Source organism: Nitrospira sp. CR1.1 (assembly GCA_014055465.1).
Classification (GTDB): domain Bacteria; phylum Nitrospirota; class Nitrospiria; order Nitrospirales; family Nitrospiraceae; genus Nitrospira_A.
In genome coordinates this window covers 1-15,701 of record WIAF01000008.1, presented here as the reverse complement: position 1 = coordinate 15,701, position 15,701 = coordinate 1, and the positions used below count along the sequence as shown (strand labels likewise).

Genomic DNA, 15,701 nt, shown 5'->3' with positions numbered 1-15,701 from the left:
GCTTCTCTTCTCGTCCGTTCAGACAGGGGCGCGAGGGGGTTGTCTCTTCTGTCGTGTGCACAGTTGTGCCGGGAGGGTGTCTATGTGGGCCCGTCGTGATTCATTCAGCTTTCATGCCTTCATATGGTGTGCCTTGCTATCGGCCTTGCCGATGACCGTGGTTACTTCGTTTGCGCAGGAGGAGATGGCAGCCGGAACTGTTGTGGAGAAAAGCGCGCGGGAGCGTGAGCTGCGCGACCAACTGCAAAACATTCTTCGAGAGTTGGAAGAATTGCAGCAGCAACCCGCGGCTGAGGCGGCTGCGCCCACGCTTCAGCCGTCTGTAGTCAAAGAATTGCTGGAGTCGAAGGCGGCGGAGCCGATTCCGCAGTACGAATTGTCCGACGTGAGCATCGTGAGCGACCGGGTGCAGCGACGGCCTGAGGGCTTGTCGCTGTCATCGACCGAACAATCGGAGACGGAGTCGCAGCCAACCAGGACCATGAAAGAATCGATGGAGTCCCTGCCCGGTGTCGTCATGCGGCAGGCCAACGGCCCGCGCGACTTCAGCATGATGATTCGGGGCCAGGGCGCCAAAACCACCTTCGCCGTGCGAGACATCAAGATGTACGAGGATGGTTTTGTTCAGACTCAGTCGGATGGCTTGTCGCGGTTGGATATTCATGACCCCTGGTTCATGCGTAGTGTGGAAGTCACCCGGGGCGCCTCATCATCGCTGTACGACAACTATGCGCTGGGCGGCATGGTGCATTTCCGCACCAGGCGCGGGAGCGACATCAACGGAGTCGAGACATTCTTGAGCGGGGGTTCCTTCGGTTACCACAAAGAAGGCATCGCGGTGGGGCAACAGTTTGAGAATCTCGATGCCTCCTTGTTTGTCAGTAACGTGGGGGAAGACGGGTTCATCCGGAACAGCAACTACACCACCCAAACCATTAACCTCAATCTACGCTTCAAAATCGACGACAAACAGAACTTCTACTTCAAGGCCATCACGAACTGGCTCGATGCGCGGGTGCCGACCCGTTTGACGCAGGCCCAGTTCAACGCCGACCACCGGCAGGCCGGCGGCACCAACGTGGTCTGTACAGCCACCAGCTGCAGCGATGCCGAACGGCTCGCGCAGCGGCGATTGGATCGTCGGACCATCATCGGCGGCATCTACGAGCGTCAGATCAATGCGAACACCGTGCTGACGATCGAAGCCGATTACGACGTGAAGGACATCAATCAAACCTTCTCGCAGATCAGCGACAACGTGAATCCGAACTACAAACACTATGCCGATTTGCGGCACGACGGACGGCTTTTCGACATGCCGTTGAGGAGTTATGTCGGGTTCTTTCTCTCCAATATGGAGCAGGAAGCGCAGACATTTCAGAATCTCGCAGACGGCTTCGGTACCCGCGGCGCGCTGCTGCAAAATTCGCGCGGCACGATCAGAAACGTGGGGGGACGGTTCCGAGAAGAATTGGAGTTTATCCCCAAGGTCACGCTGGCCGTGGGGTTGGGGTTTGAGCAATCACAACTGAGCGTCCAGTCGATCGGCTATACGGGCGGCGCAGTAAGCAGCCGGGCCGGTGCGGAGCGCAGCTATACCAACTGGGCGCCCGAAATGTCACTGAGCTGGAAGCCGAGTGACGCGCAGCGGCATTGGGTTCGGGCATCGACCGGCTATGGAATTCCCGGATTCGGCAATCTGCTCAGAGATCCGGTGACCGGACAACCCGGCACCAACTTCGACCTGAAGCCGCAAAAGAACTTGAATTTTGAAATCGGCACGGAATCCAAGCTGACGAAAACCTTGACGGTTCAGCTCGTCGGATTCTGGACGTTCTTCAAGGATGAGATCATCACGCAGGCGGTGTCCGGCACGAACACGGCCTCAGTGAATGCTGACTCTTCACAGTACAAGGGAATCGAAGCCTTTTACGATTGGAGACCGATGGAAGGCCTGCGCTTGTCCGGCGCCTATACCCACATCGAAGCCAAATACGTCAATTTCGCCGATCGCCTGAATACAGCCGCGGGCTTTTTGGTACGCGACGGCAACAAGGTGCCGAATGTGCCCACCGATGTCCTGAATACCAAGGTGGCCTATGACCACGCCGCGACCGGCTGGGGCGCGTGGGTCGAGGGAAGCTATTACAACAGCTACTTCCTGAACAACAGCAATACGTTCGGCATTCCCTCCTATGTGATTGCGAATGTGAATGTGCACAAGAGCTTCGATCTCAAGAACAGCTGGTTCCGGTTCGCGAAGTTCTATGTGGAAGTAGACAACATTGCCGACAAGAAGTACGCCGCTTCCGGACAGGTGATCGGCGGAGAAACCGCCGGGGCTGCCGCCGGGCAACAGGCATTTTTTGCGGGCTACGGCAGGGCGATTTACGGGGGTGTCACGTTCGGATTGTTCTAACCCTGTGGCGTGAGCGGCAGCGCCGAAGGCGGCCGCTCACGTCCTTACTTCAAAGGAGATTGCGATGAACAAGCAACTCTTGCGCGTCGGGGAAGCGGCGGATGCCTTGGCGGTGAGCCGGTGGACGATTTACCGGTGGGTGGAGGAGGGCCGGTTGGAAGGCACCAAAATCGGCCGCGGCAGTCTGCGGGTGTTTCGCGCCTCGCTGGATCGGCTGGTGCAACGCAACAAGACGCACGAAATGAATCTCAGTCTATGAGGAATAAGGGAACGGGGCCGCGACGGGTGGTCTGGGGATTTGCGGTCCCTGCATCGCGGCTGCGGCGAGGTGCATCCTGCGACGTCCGGTAACTTGCGGGCCTCCCGCCTGCGTAAAAAACGGGATAGACGGCCGTCGCGCGAACATGTGATAACTGAATCCGTCGGGTATTTCCCGGATGGGCATGTCCTGGTAATTGTAGGGATAGACCGTGCCGGCCATCTACGCACTTGTCACTGTTCTGTTCTGTGTCTGGAGCCTGCTGCCGGCCTATGCCGAGTCCGGCTCAGCCCCTCCTCCGGCCGTAGTGTTCGCCTCGCTTCCCCGCATTGAATCCATTCAGCTGTCCCCTTCCGGTCGGCATATGGCGGTGCTCCGCAACCATGAAGGGCAGACGTTTCTCGAGACCCAAACCGTCACGGGACAAGACGCGCACCCTGTTGTGTCGACGGACAATCGCGAATACATCATCACCTGGTTTCGTTGGGTCAATGATGAGCGACTGCTGGTGAGTATCCGGTTTGCGGCGACTCGGGAGGCGACCGACACGATCGAAACGCGATTGTTGGCGGTGAACCGCGACGGCACGGAGCAGACCGCCAATTTGTTTAAGCAGAGCGCCTTCGCATCGATGTTCGGACGGAAACATTTCCCGCGATTCCACGATCAGCTGGTCGGGACGATTCCCGGCGATCCCAGGCACGTGCTGCTCGCCCTCGATCTGGAGCACCCCGACGCTCCTGATGTCTACAAAGTGGACGTCTATTCCGGTGAGCGGCAGTTGGTGGAGGAAAATCCCAGTTCGAAACCGGACGCCAGCGCGATTTCGCAGTGGATTGCCGATCGGGCGGGGGTGGTGCGCGCCGGGGTGGGACAATTTCAGACCGCCGTGCATGCGATTGTCAGGCTGCCGGAATCCAGCCTTTGGCGAGAACTGGCCGACTATGACCTGGCCAGGGAAACCGGACTCGTGCCCTTGGCCTTTGATGCCGACCCCGCCTGGTTGTATGTGAGGGACCAACATCGGGGCAAAGCGGCGATTTTTAAACTCAATCTGATGGACCGCTCAGCGGATCGTATCCTCGTGGTCGCCGACCCAAAGTTTGACCTGAACGGCGAATTGGTTTATGCGCCGGGACGCAAGAAGGTGATTGGTGTGCGGTATAGCGCGGCGGATGAGCGGGTGCTCTTCTGGGACTTCGACGCGCAGCGCTTGCAGGCGCGTATCGATCGGGCGATTCCCGGAACGGTCAATGTCATTCACAGCAGCAGCGACGACGGGCGGCTGCATGTCGTGAAGTCGAGCGGCGCGGCGCATCCCCCGCGGTGGTCGATCTTCGACGAGCACGACGGGCGGATGGTGCTGCTTGGCAAGTCGTATCCCGATCTTGAGACGGCCGCGCCGGCTGCTCCCGCCACGACCTACGTGACGGCCCGGGACGGCAAGGAGCTGCAGGTTTTTCTGACGGTTCCCAAGAATCGGGACCCGCGCCAGCTTCCGATGATTCTTTTTCCTCATGGAGGGCCGGCCTCGCGAATGCCCGGGGGATTCAACTATTGGACGCAGTGGTTCGTCAGTCGCGGCTGGGCGGTGCTGGAGCCGCGTTTCCGAGGCACGGAAGGCTATGGAGACGAAGAGCTTCGCGCCGGATTTCAACGTTGGGGCCTCGAGATGCAGGATGACCTCACCGATGTGGTGCGGTACGCTATTCGAGCCGGTATTGCCGATGCCAAGCGGATCTGCATCATCGGATCGGGCTACGGAGGGTACGCCGCCTTGATGGGCGCCGTGAAGACGCCGGAGCTGTATCGCTGCGCCGTCAGTCTGGGCGGGGTGACGGACTTGCCCCAGGTTCTGTCCGATAGCCGCTGGTACCTGAATCAGAAACCGATGGCCGAGTCACGTATCGGTTCCTGGTGGAACGATCGGGACCGGCTCCGCGAAACGTCCCCCATTGCTCATGCGCGAGAGATTCGCACTCCGTTGCTGTTGATGCACGGCCTCATGGATCGTTCCGTGCCGGTCTCACAGAGCCGCGACATGGCTGATGCGCTGAAGGCGGCGAATATCACGACCTTTCGATACGTGGAATTGCCTCTGGCTGATGAAGTCCTTCGTCGCGAGGAGGATCGTCGGCACGTATTCTCTGAGATGGAACGGTTCCTCACGCCGTACCTCGACTGACCACGCCGCGCTCCATCCACTGCCCCGCATCAGCCGTTGTTGACGCTATCCCCGGTTTCCTATTCCCGTTGTGCTCTTCAAGCTGTAGCACCCGTGGGTGGCCGTCAGGAGACGGCGTTCGCGTCCCGTCGTCATGTCCTGCTGTCGATGTGAGCCCCGCAGATGACCGGCCGGCTCGTGTCACCGCCACGGCGGATGGCCTCTCGAGCGGACCTGATGATTGTGTAGCATCCGTGAGCATCCGTCGGTAGACAGGTTTCGGGAATCAGGGTAGATAAACATGTCACGAGATACATCCATACGATGAGACCATCAACACTCCACAGATCCCTGGCCTATAGTGCATCCGGTATTGCCGGGGTGTACATGACGCTGGCTCTGATGGCATCCGGTTGTCTCTTCGCCCATGCGGCGCCGTCCGACGGACACCATCAACATTCCGGGACGGACTCGCATGCTTCCCTCTGCTTCTGGGCCTGCCAATCCACTTCCGATGTCGGGCCGCTGGCTCAAGCTGCCGGCGGCGTAGTGCGGGCGGCCCAATTTCATCCGCTTCCCTCTGCTCCTCCGTTCATAGATGTTCAGGGTCACGCGGTTCTTCATACCCGCGCGCCGCCGGTCTCCGCGAGGGGGAGCGTCCGGGCGGGCCGCAGCGCCTTTTCTTCACAGCACTCGTGATAGTCGGTCCATTCAGGCCGAAACCTGGGATGGAACGTCCTCCACCCTGTGAGCCGCCGCAATCGGGCGGTTGCCCTGAGCGATCACTCGCTGCTTCTGAGTCCGGGGGTGAATTGCCCTTTCCCTCGGCGCAACCGGCGGCGCAGGCGCTATCCCTGTGACCTCCGCCGCCGGTCCCAAGTTCCGTCATGACAGCTGTGCCGGTTTACGCATGGTGGCCCCGGCTGTTCGGGAGGTTCGTCCTCCCCCGCACACTTGGAAAGGAGCGGTGTCGAAGCCGAGCGGACCGATCCGTGTCCGATCGATGTTACGCCACGATTGAAAATGGCGTCGCTGAGCGGGCGCCGGGCAGCCAAGTGATACGCGAATCAAGACGGATCCTGAGGTTGCGCACCCTTCTTCAGGATCTGCCTCCCCGGGGTGAACGGGATGGCCTCCCCCTTCACCCCGGCCCTTCGGGGGGCCGACGGCCCGGAGGTGTCGAACTGAAGAGGCAGGCTGAATGAGCCGGAGTCGATGAAGGGTGTGAAGGAACTCGATCATCTTGGGTGATCGCGTGGAGCAGCGGTGGGCTCGAATGGGGAGCGTCAGCCTGCTCGCGATGGTCATATCCGGCGGCGCAACCGGAGGCGGTGAAGCAGAGCGCGGGCCCTCGACCCGGGACAGAGGTTGGAGAAGTCCGACCCTAACTCGTCGCACGAGCAGAAAGGAAGGTGTTCCATGCCGGTTCGTGACAGGGCGGCCTCTCCTCGACGAACGACGATCGCCGGAACACCCCGCGACCAGACAGGATTGAATGTGGCCGTGGTGCGGTTGTTGGCGCTGGCCTTGAATATCAGCGGAGGATGGTCGCCGGCTCCGCCCGCATCCGGGCTTTTGATCCCAAGTGGGTATCGGGATTGGCCGCATCTGACATCGGTGGTGAAGTCTCGTGCCGGGGCGCAGCAACTCCGGTTTTATGTGTGTCCCAAGGCGTTGCTCACGGCGGATAATAGGTCGTTTTCCGTGGGGACGGCGTTCATTGTGGAATCCGAACCTTATCCGGCGGGGACCGGTGTACGGCGATCCCTGCCCGCGGTGTTTGTGATGGAAAAATGCGCCGGGATGACGATGGATGGTGACGGAGTGAGGCAGTCTGAATCGTGGATTTATGCGAGGTGGGATTCAGGCGGCCACCCGGCGACGACGGAACCAGGCCGATGCGGGATTTGCCGCTGGCCCTGGTTATCGACGGCCCATGGTTGATGACCGGAGGACGGGGCTCGACGGTTGGACTGCGCTGACCACGCAGTGAGCCCCGATGAGGGAAGCGTACGCCCATACGCTTCCCTCTCCCATCGTCCTTCCGGGCTACCAGTCACTCAACACGCTGCGCCGGATATCGTACAATGCGCCTCACGAAATACGGCGGGCAGCTTATTACCGGGGAGGAATGACGCTGACTCGTCTAGGTGTTGGAGTGGTGGTGCTATCGCTGTTTACGCTTGTGGTTGCCGCGCCGATGGGGTATGCCTTAGCCGGCGGCGGGCATGTGAAGGAACCCATCAAGCATGCGGAAGAGTCTTTGGCGCATGCGGAGCAGGCTTCGAGCAAGAAGGGGAAGGGTAAGAGCAAGTAATCAGACGAGGATGACACGGAGGGAGACCGCAAGTATCCAGCTCCCCCGTGGCTTTTTTGCCCGAGTCGCGTTCGCTGTTCGTCTGCCAGCCCTCGCGTCCAACCTTGTCACGGTTTCCTTGATACCCCGGAATCCTGTATAACCTCTTGCCGATTGTGGTCCGGACACGATACTGTAGCACCGGTAAGCATCCATGAGCGCGCGTCTGTAGACGACCGGGCGTCTCGGGGCTATAACTCCACCCTAGGGAGGAAGCCCCATGCGAAGTGTGTTCATAGCCCTGATCCAGCTATTGGTGTTGGCAGAGGGGACAGCGGGCGGGGTGCCGACGACTCGCTGGAGCATGTGTTGCGGGCCCAGGCGTTCAATCGGGAGTTCGAGGGCTTCGATTTCTACTATGTCATCATCGAAGCGGATCAGCCTCAACCCGACGGATCGCATGAGGTCGTGGCCATTGCCAACGGAAAATTTTCGGGCAATACCAAGCGCATGAAAGTATTATTTCTCATCATGGATGGTCACATTGTTGGCGGTCAGGTACTGGAAGGCACCGGTCTTCCTCCGTGTCTGGCGCCGGAGCATCGTTCGTCTTCATCCCTTTAACCTATCAGGAGGTCGTGTATGTTGAGTCGGAGTGCAGTGTTGTTTCTGGGTGCGTTGAGTCTGTTATCGAGTGCAACTGGAGCCTGGGCGTTGCAGGCCGGTGGCGTCGAGGTCGGTGATCTCCAAACCGGTTCCGTGGTCGGCCAGCCGTTCAAGGAGTTGGAAGTGGATGCCGAGTTGTATGCGGTTGAAGTGGGCAGCCTGAAGGCCTGGTATCCACCCACGACCGTGATCGATTTCAAAATCCGTCCAGGCCGGCCGTTTCTGTTGAAAGTGACGAATACCTCCTCTTCCGACCGTGGCTTCCAGATGACTGACCCCGTCAACGCCGCCTCTCCGTTCGTGTTGAAAGCGGAAGTGGTGCTCAAGCCCGGTGAGACGAAGTACATCGGCATTCCGACCAGCGATTTGTTCAACGCCACGCAGGGCAACACCCTGACCTATCGGGATCAGTTGAACCCGAAGCAGCCGGGTGGCCAGTTGATCATGATCAAGTAACGGCCAAACTCGATTCGGTTATCGCAACGCCTCGTTCATCTTCACGGATGGACGGGGCGTTGTCGTTGAGAGCCGATGCGCGAGGATAGGCGCAGGTACCCATCTCATTCGGCTATGCAAGGGTAACAACGTGGAGCCGGGAATTCCGTTGCGCCTGTCACCAATAGTAGGGAAACCGTCCATACGGTCCCCAGTAGGGATTCCAGAACGGGCTGTAGTAGGGATAGGGGCGGTATCGGGGGAGGGTCGAGTCCTGGGACGGGATCCAGGTGCGAAACGAGTTGATCTCCAGCACTGGATAGGTGTAGTCGGTCTCATCCAGCGGTTGAGTGACGGAGCCGGTCAGCTGGCCGGTGATCGTGAGAAAGGTGCCCTGTGGCACGGTTGCCGGGTCTAAAAATTCCCGTTGGATCGCGACGAATCGTCCCTGCGATTTCGTGAGGTCCAAAGACGGCTGCTGCGCCTCGTTGAGAGGTAATTGCAGCACTTCGATGCGGGTACCTTCTTTGAGCCGCCTGGCCGAGAGCACTTGGCCACCGAGCACCAGGGTCTGGCCCTTGAACGATTCCGGGGCGGCTTTGATTTGTGAAAACTGCGGTGTCTGCGCTCCGACGTCTTCCGCCTCGCGCTGGTCGGCGGAGGTCGCGCAGGCTGTCAGGATCGCGGCCATCCATAAAATACCAAGTCCCTGTAGAAGTTTGCCCCGCATCGTGGGCATTATAACAGACGCATAAGAGCGCGGGCATTGTTTATAATGCCCACGAGCCTGTGGAAACGATCCATGTCTGAAAAGGAGTGCAGCGTATGGTGATGCGTCGCGTGTGGCACAGTGGTCTGTTCGTGGGGCTGATGATGATGGCGCTCGTCGGGTGGGCGGGAACCGCGCAGGCGGCGAAGCCCGAACTCAAGGGCAACTTTCAGATGTTGAGCGATGAAAAATCGACCCACAAGCCGGGGAAGGTCCAATTGGTGGAGTTCGCCGACTTCTATTGCCCGCATTGTCACCGGTTTGACGGCGAAGGACTGATGATTCTCGAGAAGGAATTCGGAAACAAAATCGAAGCGGTGATGGTGGGATATCCGGTGATTCCCGGCAAGTTGCCGACGGCCTTCGATATGTATGAGCAGGCCAAGAGCATGGGGAAGGGCAACGAGATGAAGCGGGCGCTGTTCCGGACCATCCACAAGGACAAGATCGGCATTATCGACAAGGCGATTCGTGAGGTGCTGATCCGCGAGGTCGGACTGAATCCGGCGGCGTTCGAAGAAGGACTGGCCAGTGCCAAACCGGCGAAGGCGTTTGAAGACGGGCGGAAATGGGGCGATCGCATCAAGATTCAGCAGACCCCGACCGTGTTGCTCGACGGCAACATCAAGGTCGAACAGATTGACCCCGAGAATTTGAAGGTTATTATCCAAAGCATTCTGGACGGCGACGGAAAGAAGTAAGAGTCGTATCTCGTGAAGCGTGACGCGTCCCTCGACCGCAACGAGATACGAACGACGAGAGACGAGGTGCGGGTGCATGGCGATTGATCCGATCTGCGGCATGACGGTGGAGCCGGAAACGGCGGCGGGGCATGCGGAGCACGAGGGCGAGACCTATTATTTCTGCAGCCTCCATTGCCTCGACCGGTTTCGCGCCGCGCCGGCTCACTCCGTGAAGAAGGACGTCCCCGCTGGCGCCGGCGTTCACCAGACAAGCCGCCGTTCGCTGCCGATGATGCAGCCGATGGCGGAACAGGCGGCTACGGGCGGGGAACGCGATCCTGTCTGTGGGATGACGGTCCAGCCTGCCACAGCGGCCGGCTCTCACATCCATGAGCAGAAGACCTATTATTTCTGCTGCCAAGGTTGCCTGACCAAATTTCGCGCCGATCCAGCCCGGTACCTGGCTCCAATCGCAGCCCCCCAGCGCCAGTTTGGAGGAAAGGCCCTGCCTATGGTGGGGGGCTCGCCTGCCGGTTCGACGGCTGCGACCTTCATCGACCCCGTCTGCGGGATGACGGTGGATCCAAAGACGGCGGCCGCATCGTTTGCCTATGAAGGCACGACCTATTATTTCTGCTGCCAGGCTTGTCTCACCAAATTTCGCGCCGATCCTGAACGCTATCTGTCGCCGGGTGCCGCCAAAGAAGCAATGTCCACCATTCCGGCACCTCCTGGAACTAAGTATGTCTGTCCCATGTGTCCGGAAGTCTTGGAGGAGAAGCCTGTCCCTTGTCCGAAATGCGGCATGGCCTTGGAGCCGGATTCCGTGCAACCGCTGCCGACGAAGACGGAATACGTCTGCCCGATGCATCCGGAGGTGGTGCAAGATGAACCGGGTGCCTGCCCGAAGTGCGGGATGGCGCTGGAAGCCAGGACGGTCACCGCTGAGGAAGAACTGAATCCGGAGTTGGTCGATATGGCCAGGCGGTTCTGGGTTGCACTGGGACCGGCGGCGGTCGTGTTCCTGCTGGCCATGTCGCACATGATTCCCGGCCATCCGATGCACCATCTGTTGTCGGACACGCAATCGGCCTGGGTCCAGTTTCTGTTCAGTACGCCGGTGGTGCTCTGGGCCGGATGGCCGTTCTTTCAGCGCGGCTGGGCGTCGATCGTTCACCGCAGCCCGAACATGTTCACGCTGATCGCGATCGGCACCGGCACGGCCTATCTGTATAGCGTGGTCGCCACGTTACTTCCGTCCTGGATCCCGCAATCATTTCACCTCGAGAGCGGGGCGGTGCCGGTGTATTTCGAAGCCGCCGCCGTCATCACCGTTTTGGTTCTTTTGGGCCAGGTGTTGGAACTGCGAGCCAGGAGCCGCACGACCGGCGCGATCAGGGCGCTGCTCGGCTTGGCGCCGAAGACCGCGCGGCGGTTGCATGAAGATGGCCGTGAAGAAGATGTGCCGCTGGAACAGGTGCAGGCGGGTCATCGGCTGCGGGTACGTCCTGGCGAACGGGTTCCCGTGGACGGAGTGATTCTCGAAGGCTCGACCTCAATCGATGAATCCATGATTACCGGCGAATCCATCCCGGTCGAAAAATTTGCCGGGGAGCGGGTCACCGGCGGCACGATCAACGGATCGGGCGGCGTGGTGATGCGAGCGGATCGGGTGGGGGCGGACACATTATTGTCCCACATCGTCCGGATGGTGGCTGAGGCACAACGCAGTCGAGCCCCCATCCAGCGCACAGCCGACGTGGTGGCCGGATACTTTGTTCCGATCGTGGTTGCCGTGGCGATCATCACTGGGCTGTTGTGGGCATGGCTGGGTCCGGAGCCGCGTCTGGCCCATGCCCTGTTGAACGCCGTGGCGGTGCTGATTATTGCCTGCCCTTGCGCGCTCGGGCTGGCGACGCCCATGTCGATCATGGTGGGGACCGGGCGCGGTGCGTCGGCCGGGGTGTTGTTCAAAAAGGCCGAGGCGCTGGAGACGATCGAAAAGATGACCACCCTGGTGTTCGATAAAACCGGCACGTTAACGGAAGGCAAGCCGAAGTTGCGGGTGGTCAGCGCGATGGCGCCCTGGTCGGAAACGGATCTGTTGCGATTGGCCGCGTCGGTCGAACGGGGAAGTGAGCATCCGGTGGCCAATGCGATTGTCGGCGGAGCTGAAGCGCGGGACATCACGTTGGAGCCGGTGGCCGAGTTCACGTCGAAAGCGGGAAAAGGCGTCATGGCGACCGTCGGGGCGAGGCGGGTTGCGGTGGGCACCATCGACTGGTTACGGGAATTGAAGGTCGGCGACGAGAGCGCGCTCGCTGCGTTGGATGCCAATGCCGAGCTGATGCGGCAGACGGGACAGACTGTGATGTTGGTCGCGGTGGATGGCCGCGCGATCGGATTGCTGGGCGTGGCGGACCCGATCAAGAGTTCCACGCCGGAGGCACTTCGTTTGTTGCGGCAGGAGGGCATTCGCCTGGTGATGGTGACCGGCGACCATGCGGCGACGGCGCAGGCGGTGGCCAAGGAATTGGGGTTGGATGAGGTCCGGGCCGGCGTCAAGCCGGAAGAAAAGAGCCGGATCGTGCAAGAGTTTCAGCGGCAAGGCCAGGTCGTGGCGATGGCCGGGGACGGCATCAACGATGCGCCGGCTCTGGCACAGGCGGATGTCGGAATCGCGATGGGCACCGGCACCGATGTGGCCATGGAGAACGCCGGGGTCACCCTGGTAAAAGGGGATTTGCGAGGAATCGTCCGGGCGTATCGGTTAAGCAAGGCGACAATGCGAAACATCCGCCAGAATCTCTTCTTCGCCTTTGTGTACAATAGTATTGGTGTGCCGGTGGCGGCCGGGCTCTTCTATCCGGTGTTCGGGCTTCTCCTCAGCCCGATGATTGCCAGTGCGGCCATGACCTGCAGTTCGCTCTCGGTGATTTCGAACGCGCTCCGCCTGCGGCATACCGATTTATGAGTTCTGCGTGTGCAGGCCTCGGGTGCATGATAGTCTGGGGCCTGCCCTTCTGAGGATCTCTCACACCATGTCGTCACCTCGATCACAGTCAGGCTTGTTGGCCGTGGGAATCCTAGGCGCGTTGCTGAGCTGCTGGTCTGATGGGGCCGCCTCGGCGGCGGATGTGCTTGCCCCGCGTCCGTCAAGGGTGAGCGCGACCGGAGATTTGCAGGCACAGGTGCGGGCCACCGCCGCCAAGGTGCTTCCGGCGGTCGTGAGTATAGCCTCCACTGTCATGGTCCACGATCAGGCGTTCAGCGATGAAGGCCTGCCCTTCGGCATGTTTAAGGATGTGCCGCCCCGCCGCCAATATGGGCAGGGATCCGGCGTGATTGTCTCGTCGGACGGCTACATCATCACCAACAACCACGTGGTGGCCGATGCGGTGGATGTCGAAGTGATCCTGGCCGATCGGCGGCAGTTCAAAGGCCGCGTCGTTGCGACCGATCCGAAGACGGATGTGGCCGTCGTGAAAATCAATGCCAGCGGTCTTCCCACGGCGGCCTGGGGCGATTCTAGTGCGCTCGCTGTTGGCGATTTTGTGCTGGCCATCGGGAACCCTCTAGGTCTGAGCCGCACGGTGACCTTCGGCATCGTCAGCGCGGTCGGGCGCGCGGACGTGGGGGTTGCCGATGTGGAAGATTTCATTCAGACCGATGCGCCGATCAATCCCGGCAATTCGGGCGGCGCGCTGGTGAACACGAACGGGGAGTTGGTCGGCATCAACACGGCCATCGCCAGCCCCACCGGCGGGAGCGTCGGCGTCGGGTTCGCCATTCCGAGCAACATGGCCAGGACGGCCATGCAGAGTCTCATCAAGACAGGCCGCGTCGTGCGCGGGTTTCTGGGCGCCTCCACCCAGGATGTGACGCCCCTGTTGGCCAAGATTTTTCACCTGCCGGATGTGAAAGGATCGATCATCACCGACCTGCAGGCCAAGGGGTCAGCCGAACGGGCGGGATTGAAGCGCGGCGACGTGGTGGTGCGGTTCGACGGGCGCGATGTCATGGACAGCGGGCATTTGCGCAATCTTATGGCGGCGGCGGCTATCGGCAGCAAACACCGGGTCGAACTCCTGCGGGATGCCCGCTTGATGCAGGCCGAATTGACGGTGCAGGAAGCGCCGCGTGAGCGGCAGCGGAAGGCGCAGACTGCCGAGCCCGCTGGTCCCACGGCGCATCCCCTGTCCGGCGTGATCGTCGATGAAATCACTCCCGCGTTGGCTCGGCAGATGGATCTCCCGGCCAACACCGGGCTGGTGGTGACAGATATCGAGGACGGCAGCCTGGCGGAAGTGTCGGGACTGCAGCCCGGCGATCTGCTCCTCGAACTCAATCGGCAACCCATCCCCAACTTCAGCACATTTCAACGGCTTGCCGAGCCGCTGCGCTCCACAGATCTCGCGCTCCTGCTCATCAACAGGCAGGGCAGCCTGCTCTATATCCCGCTCCAAACCGAATAGTCAGGTCCTGACCCCACTGCTCCGGTCGCCGGCGCCTGCCCGCGGCTCGATTCTGCGCGGTGACCGGCCCGCGCCGGCTTGTAGGAATATGTAAAGAGATTGAATTTCCCGGCAACTGCGACATACTGATTTCGTATCGGGGGATGGTGTCGAGACAGCATGCTGGAGAGGTGAGTTGTGTGGTCAATGAGAGCGGTGAGCGGTCTATTGTTGCTGTGGGGGTGTTCGGCCTGTGCCCCGGAGCCGGATCAGGCGCCGTCGTATCTGATCGGGGTGTGGGAAACCACAAGCGACGGGTATGCCGATCAACATATGTTCATTGACCAAGCCCGGATCGGGTTCGGGACCAGCGCGGTGGCGGCGAACGGCTATCTGATTACGAAGGTCGACGAAAGCCGGGAAGGCGCCAGGACATTGTTTCTCGTCTCGTATCAGGATGCCGAGCAGGCGAAGTATCAATTGGCGTTTTATTATGATCCCGCCGGAGGCGGACGCATCACGTTTAAGAACCAGGGCCATTTGATCTGGACGAAGCGGGCGGCGACCACATGAGCAGGCCGCGATTCAGACGGCATTTTTTGTGGGATACGGTCCAGCCGCGCTTTCTGTGCTTGAGTCTCCTCTATGTGGTGGTGGTGATCGCCGCAGTCTCGGGTGCGTTATTTCTCCCGCTGATGCTGCAACTGGACCATCTTCCGCTTTCCTCGGTCGAGGCGCAGCGAGTGGCCGATCAGTTCGAATTGTTGCACAGCCGGTTCTGGCCGGCCGTCGCGGTGGTGTCGTTGCTGTTGATCGTGCACGGCGTATTTTTTACGCACCGCATCGCGGGCCCGCTCTATCGCTTTCGCCGGATTTTCCAGTCGGTGGCGAACGGGGATTTGACCGTGCGCACGTCGATTCGGAAGAGCGACTATCTGCATGCCGAAGCTCAATGTCTGGGCGAAATGGTCGGCGCGCTCCGCGAAAAGATCTCCCGGATCGAGGCACACCATGCCGACATGGCCCCGCAATTGGAACGGCTGAAGGCGGCGGCTGCCCGTGGGGCGTTGCGCGAGGTCGAGCAGGAAACCGACCGGTTGCGTGCCACGATCGAACAGCTGGCCCTGGCAATGGAGCCGTTCCAGACGAAAACGGAAACAGTTCAGAAGCCATCCGCGCCGCTGCCTGCCGCGTCAGGATTCTAGGGTCGCTATGGCATACGTCCCCCTCGATCGTCGTCAGCAGGGATTCACCATCGTTGAATTGGCAATTGTGATGGTGATTGTGGGTGCCCTGGCCGGGTTAGCCGTGCCGGCCTATCTGGGATATTTGGATAAGGCCAGGCTCACGCGCTGCATCGCCGAAATTCGTTACATTGCCCGTGCCGTCGATTCGTACCATACCGCCTACGACGTCTACCCGAACACACTGGCCGAGGCAGGAGCCGGAGACATGGTCGATCCCTGGGGGAATGCTTACGCCTATCTGAATATTGCGGCGCTCATGCTGCCAGGTTCGGGCCATGGTGGGGGATCGGGCGGCGCAGGGGGTGGTGG

General features: G+C 60.6%; 15 protein-coding genes. 14 read left to right on the top strand and 1 reads right to left on the bottom strand.

Features of this window, described 5'->3' with window-relative positions; genetic code table 11:
• Positions 1 to 82 precede the first annotated feature (82 nt).
• The 8 genes from GDA65_14195 (at position 83) to GDA65_14160 (ending at position 8,260) form a co-directional block, all read left to right on the top strand.
• The gene (locus GDA65_14195; protein ID MBA5863843.1) at positions 83 to 2,419 is read left to right on the top strand and encodes a TonB-dependent receptor plug domain-containing protein; all 2,337 of its coding nucleotides are present in this window, start codon (positions 83 to 85) and stop codon (positions 2,417 to 2,419) included.
• Positions 2,420 to 2,483: 64 nt separating this feature from the next.
• Entirely contained in the window at positions 2,484 to 2,678 is a 195-nt protein-coding gene (locus tag GDA65_14190) for a helix-turn-helix domain-containing protein (protein MBA5863842.1), read from the top strand.
• A gap of 211 nt (positions 2,679 to 2,889) precedes the next feature.
• Positions 2,890 to 4,863: a prolyl oligopeptidase family serine peptidase gene (locus GDA65_14185; GenBank protein MBA5863841.1), complete on the top strand. Its 1,974-nt coding sequence runs from the start codon at positions 2,890 to 2,892 to the stop codon at positions 4,861 to 4,863.
• 303 nt (positions 4,864 to 5,166) lie between these two features.
• Positions 5,167 to 5,541: a hypothetical protein gene (locus tag GDA65_14180; protein ID MBA5863840.1), complete on the top strand. Its 375-nt coding sequence runs from the start codon at positions 5,167 to 5,169 to the stop codon at positions 5,539 to 5,541.
• Between the two features lie 720 nt (positions 5,542 to 6,261).
• Positions 6,262 to 6,786, top strand: a complete 525-nt coding sequence (locus GDA65_14175) for a hypothetical protein (protein ID MBA5863839.1) — start codon at positions 6,262 to 6,264, stop codon at positions 6,784 to 6,786.
• 55 nt (positions 6,787 to 6,841) lie between these two features.
• A complete protein-coding gene (locus GDA65_14170; GenBank protein ID MBA5863838.1) occupies positions 6,842 to 7,159 on the top strand; it encodes a hypothetical protein in 318 nt (105 codons plus the stop codon).
• 345 nt (positions 7,160 to 7,504) lie between these two features.
• Positions 7,505 to 7,762 carry a hypothetical protein gene (locus tag GDA65_14165; protein ID MBA5863837.1) on the top strand — a complete coding sequence of 86 codons (258 nt, stop codon included), beginning with the start codon at positions 7,505 to 7,507 and terminating at the stop codon, positions 7,760 to 7,762.
• An 18-nt stretch (positions 7,763 to 7,780) separates the two neighbouring features.
• Positions 7,781 to 8,260, top strand: a complete 480-nt coding sequence (locus GDA65_14160) for a hypothetical protein (GenBank protein ID MBA5863836.1) — start codon at positions 7,781 to 7,783, stop codon at positions 8,258 to 8,260.
• Between the two features lie 157 nt (positions 8,261 to 8,417).
• On the opposite strand, the gene GDA65_14155 is transcribed toward GDA65_14160, so the two are convergent.
• Positions 8,418 to 8,978 carry a Slp family lipoprotein gene (locus tag GDA65_14155; GenBank protein ID MBA5863835.1) on the bottom strand — a complete coding sequence of 187 codons (561 nt, stop codon included), beginning with the start codon at positions 8,976 to 8,978 and terminating at the stop codon, positions 8,418 to 8,420.
• A gap of 86 nt (positions 8,979 to 9,064) precedes the next feature.
• Here GDA65_14155 and GDA65_14150 point away from each other — a divergent pair, with 86 nt between their 5' ends.
• The 6 genes from GDA65_14150 to GDA65_14125 all read left to right on the top strand — a co-directional run.
• Positions 9,065 to 9,709, top strand: coding sequence for a thioredoxin domain-containing protein (locus GDA65_14150; protein ID MBA5863834.1), 645 nt, complete (start codon positions 9,065 to 9,067; stop codon positions 9,707 to 9,709).
• Positions 9,710 to 9,785: 76 nt separating this feature from the next.
• Positions 9,786 to 12,665: a heavy metal translocating P-type ATPase gene (locus GDA65_14145; GenBank protein ID MBA5863833.1), complete on the top strand. Its 2,880-nt coding sequence runs from the start codon at positions 9,786 to 9,788 to the stop codon at positions 12,663 to 12,665.
• Between the two features lie 67 nt (positions 12,666 to 12,732).
• Positions 12,733 to 14,166, top strand: coding sequence for a Do family serine endopeptidase (locus tag GDA65_14140; protein MBA5863832.1), 1,434 nt, complete (start codon positions 12,733 to 12,735; stop codon positions 14,164 to 14,166).
• A 195-nt stretch (positions 14,167 to 14,361) separates the two neighbouring features.
• Positions 14,362 to 14,718, top strand: coding sequence for a hypothetical protein (locus GDA65_14135; GenBank protein MBA5863831.1), 357 nt, complete (start codon positions 14,362 to 14,364; stop codon positions 14,716 to 14,718).
• Positions 14,715 to 15,350 (top strand): hypothetical protein, encoded by a 636-nt coding sequence (locus GDA65_14130; protein MBA5863830.1) that lies wholly within the window; start codon positions 14,715 to 14,717, stop codon positions 15,348 to 15,350. The genes GDA65_14135 and GDA65_14130 overlap by 4 nt, the downstream gene beginning before the upstream one ends.
• A gap of 7 nt (positions 15,351 to 15,357) precedes the next feature.
• Positions 15,358 to 15,701 (top strand): prepilin-type N-terminal cleavage/methylation domain-containing protein (locus tag GDA65_14125; GenBank protein MBA5863829.1); only part of this gene is annotated, 344 nt, incomplete at its 3' end.

Coding starts and splice junctions, on each gene's coding strand:
- GDA65_14195 (MBA5863843.1), top strand. CDS start 83: ATGTGGGCCCGTCGTGATTCATTCAGCTTTCATGCCTTCATATGGTGT.
- GDA65_14190 (MBA5863842.1), top strand. CDS start 2,484: ATGAACAAGCAACTCTTGCGCGTCGGGGAAGCGGCGGATGCCTTGGCG.
- GDA65_14180 (MBA5863840.1), top strand. CDS start 5,167: ATGAGACCATCAACACTCCACAGATCCCTGGCCTATAGTGCATCCGGT.
- GDA65_14175 (MBA5863839.1), top strand. CDS start 6,262: ATGCCGGTTCGTGACAGGGCGGCCTCTCCTCGACGAACGACGATCGCC.
- GDA65_14170 (MBA5863838.1), top strand. CDS start 6,842: ATGAGGGAAGCGTACGCCCATACGCTTCCCTCTCCCATCGTCCTTCCG.
- GDA65_14160 (MBA5863836.1), top strand. CDS start 7,781: ATGTTGAGTCGGAGTGCAGTGTTGTTTCTGGGTGCGTTGAGTCTGTTA.
- GDA65_14155 (MBA5863835.1), bottom strand. CDS start 8,978: ATGCCCACGATGCGGGGCAAACTTCTACAGGGACTTGGTATTTTATGG.
- GDA65_14150 (MBA5863834.1), top strand. CDS start 9,065: ATGGTGATGCGTCGCGTGTGGCACAGTGGTCTGTTCGTGGGGCTGATG.
- GDA65_14145 (MBA5863833.1), top strand. CDS start 9,786: ATGGCGATTGATCCGATCTGCGGCATGACGGTGGAGCCGGAAACGGCG.
- GDA65_14140 (MBA5863832.1), top strand. CDS start 12,733: ATGTCGTCACCTCGATCACAGTCAGGCTTGTTGGCCGTGGGAATCCTA.
- GDA65_14130 (MBA5863830.1), top strand. CDS start 14,715: ATGAGCAGGCCGCGATTCAGACGGCATTTTTTGTGGGATACGGTCCAG.